General features: G+C 74.3%; 2 protein-coding genes. Both read left to right on the forward strand.

Annotated features, from left to right (window positions below):
- Positions 1-2 precede the first annotated feature (2 nt).
- Positions 3-1,904: a type I secretion system permease/ATPase gene (locus MOX02_RS29885; RefSeq protein WP_244948461.1), complete on the forward strand. Its 1,902-nt coding sequence runs from the start codon at positions 3-5 to the stop codon at positions 1,902-1,904.
- On the forward strand, positions 1,904-3,277 hold the full coding sequence (locus MOX02_RS29895; RefSeq protein WP_147029392.1) for an HlyD family type I secretion periplasmic adaptor subunit: 1,374 nt from the start codon (positions 1,904-1,906) through the stop codon (positions 3,275-3,277). Before MOX02_RS29885 ends, MOX02_RS29895 begins: the two co-directional genes overlap by 1 nt.
- Positions 3,278-3,280: the final 3 nt, after the last annotated feature.

Here is a 3,280-nt window from a genome sequence, read left to right on the forward strand (position 1 = left end):
AGATTGTGTCGGCGTTGAGCCGGTGCCGGACGGCGTTCATCGGCGTGGGTGTGATGAGCGGTCTGGTGAACGTGCTCTACCTGACGGGCTCGTTCTTCATGCTCGAGGTCTACGACCGGGTCATCCCGAGCCGCTCCGTGCCCACCCTGGTCGGCCTGATGGCGCTGGCGCTGGTCCTCTACGCCTTCCAGGGCCTCCTGGAGATGATCCGCTCCCGCATCCTCGCCCGCGTCGGCGCGGCGCTCGACGAGGCGCTCTCCGCCCGCGTCTTCGACCTCGTCGTGCGCGCCCCCCTCAAGGGCGCCGCCCCCGGCGACGGCCTCCTGCCGCTGCGCGACCTCGACGCGCTGCGCGGCTTCCTCGCGGGGGCCGGGCCCGGCGCCTTCTTCGACCTGCCCTGGATGCCGATCTACCTCGTCATCTGCTTCCTGTTCCACCCCCTCATCGGCGTGGCCGCCATCGTCGGCGCCCTGGTGCTGGCGCTCGTCACCTACATCACCGACCGCGCCACCCGCACCCCCGCCCAGGCCGCCACCGGCCACGGCCTGCGCCGCAACGGCCTGGCCGAGGCCGGCCGGCGCAACGCCGAGGTGCTGGCCGCGCTGGGCATGCAGGGCCGGCTCGGCGCCCGCTGGGCCTCGGCCAACCGCGACTACATGGACGCCCAGCAGCGCGTCTCGGACGTGGCCGGCGGCTTCGGGGCCGGCTCCAAGGTCTTCCGCATGGCCCTGCAGTCGGGCGTGCTGGCGCTCGGCGCCTGGCTGGTCATCAACAACATGGCCACCGCCGGCATCATCATCGCCTCCTCGATCCTGGTCTCGCGCGCGCTGGCGCCCGCCGAGCTCGCCATTGCCAACTGGAAGGGCTTCGTGCAGGCCCGCCAGGCCTGGGTCCGGCTCTCCGAGCTGCTCGCCCGCATCCCCGCCGCCAGCCAGCCGCACGCCCTGCCCGCCCCCTCCCGCTCGCTCGCGGTGGAGGGGGTCAGCGTGGCCCCGCCCGGCGCGCCCCGCCTCGTGGTGCAGGACCTCTCCTTCGCGCTGCAGGCCGGCCAGGGGCTGGGGGTGATCGGGCCCTCGGCCTCGGGCAAGTCCTCGCTGGTGCGGGCGCTGGTGGGCGTGTGGCCGCCGGTGCGCGGCAAGGTCCGCCTCGACGGGGCGGCGCTCGACCAGTGGGCCAGCGCCGATCTCGGGCCGCATATCGGCTTCCTGCCCCAGGAGGTGGAGCTGTTTGCCGGGACCATTGCGGAGAACATCAGCCGCTTCGAGCCGAGCCCCGACCCCGAGCACGTGATCGCGGCCGCCCGGGCGGCGGGCGTGCACGAGCTGATCCTGCGCCTGTCGGAGGGCTACGACACCCGCATCGGCGAGGGCGGGGCCGGGCTCTCGGCCGGCCAGCGCCAGCGCGTCGGCCTGGCCCGCGCCCTCTACCGCGACCCGTTCCTGGTGATCCTGGACGAGCCCAACGCCAACCTCGACAACGAGGGCGAGAACGCGCTCACCCAGGCGATCCTGGGGGTGCGCCAGCGCGGCGGCATCTGCGTGGTGGTGGCCCACCGCCCGAGCGCGCTGGCGGCGGTGGACCTCGTGCTGATGATGGCCGACGGCCGCGCCCAGGCCTTCGGGCCCAAGGACGAGGTGTTCAAGCGGGTGCTGCGCCCCGCCCCCGCGCCGGTGGCGGCCGAGCCGCCGCCGCCGATGCCGCGGGCGATGGGCTTTGGCCAGATGGGCGGGCAGGCCAACCTGCAGGCGGGCGGCTCCTTCCAGGCGGGTAGCCAAGGGGGTGGCCCGGGAGGCGGCCAAGGGAGCGGCCCGGGAGGCGGCCCAGGGGGTGGCCAAGGGAGCGGCCCGGGCGGCGGCTCCGGCAGCGCGGCCCAGCCGGGCACCGGCCTGCAGGAGAGCGCGTGATGTCGGCCAGCCTCGGCCCCATGTCGGCCAGCCCCGGCCTGCCGGCCCCGGATCTCGCCGGTCTGTCCGGGCCGCCGCGCCCGCGCGCGCTCGGCTCGATCCGGCGCCACCTGGCCCTGACCGTCGGCCTGGCGGCCGCCCTGGTGGTGGGGGTGGGCGGCTGGGCGACCTTCACGCAGATCTCGGGCGCGGTGATCGCGCCGGGCCAGCTCGTGGTGGAATCCGACGTCAAGAAGGTGCAGCACCCCACCGGCGGCGTGGTCGGCGAGCTGCGGGTGCGCGAGGGCGCGCGGGTCAGGGCCGGCGACGTGCTGATCCGGCTCGACGAGACGCAGACACGGGCCAACCTCGATATCGTGCTGAAGGCGCTCGACGAGCTCGCCGCGCGCCGCGCCCGGGACGAGGCGGAGCGGGACGGGGCGGGCCGGGTGACGTTCCCGGCCGAGCTCCTGGCGCGCTCGGGCGAGCCGGGGGTGGCGCACCTGATCGAGGGCGAGACGCGGCTGTTTGCGGCGCGGGTGGCGGCGCGGGAGGGTCAGAAGGCGCAGCTGCGCGAGCGGGTGGCGCAGCTGCGCCAGGAGATCGCGGGGCTGAGCGAGCAGGCGGGCGCCAAGGACCGGGAGATCCGGCTGATCGGCTCGGAGCTGAAGGGGGTGCGCGAGCTGTTTGCCAAGAACCTGGTGCCGTTCTCGCGGGTGACGGCGCTGGAGCGGGACGCGGCGCGGCTGGAGGGCGAGCGGGGCCAGCTGATCGCCTCGACCGCCTCGGCGCGGGGCAAGATCACCGAGACGGAGCTGCAGATCCTGCAGGTGGACGGGGACATGCGCACGGAGGTGGGCAAGGAGCTGGCCGAGATCCGGGGGCGCTGGTCGGAGCTGGTGGAGAAGCGGGTTGCGGCCGAGGACCAGCTCAAGCGGATCGACCTGCGGGCGCCGCAGGACGGGACGGTGCACCAGCTCAGCGTGCACACGATCGGGGGCCTGGTGACGCCGAGCGAGCCGGCGATGCTGATCGTGCCCTCGGCCGACCAGCTGGCGGTGGAGGTGAAGATCCAGCCGCAGGACATCGACAACGTGCGGGTGGGCCAGTCGGCGGTGCTGCGGTTCCCGGCCTTCAACCAGCGGGTGACGCCGGAGATCGACGGGCTGGTGAGCCGGGTCTCGGCGGACGTGAGCACGGACCCCAAGACCGGGATGAGCTACTACGTGGCGCGCCTCCAGGTGCCGGACGACCAGATGGCGCGGCTGAACGGGGCGCGGCTGGTGCCGGGCATGCCGGTGGAGAGCTTCATGCAGCTCGGCGACCGATCCGTGCTCAGCTACCTCACAAAGCCCCTCACAGACCAGATCGCAAAAGCCTGGAAAGAACGCTGAGCG

Origin of the sequence: Methylobacterium oxalidis (genome assembly GCF_007992195.1) — a bacterium.
Classification (GTDB): Bacteria; Pseudomonadota; Alphaproteobacteria; order Rhizobiales; family Beijerinckiaceae; genus Methylobacterium; species Methylobacterium oxalidis.

Excerpts from the sequence above, each read along its gene's own strand:
- MOX02_RS29895 (WP_147029392.1), top strand. The coding sequence starts at position 1,904 with ATGTCGGCCAGCCTCGGCCCCATGTCGGCCAGCCCCGGCCTGCCGGCC.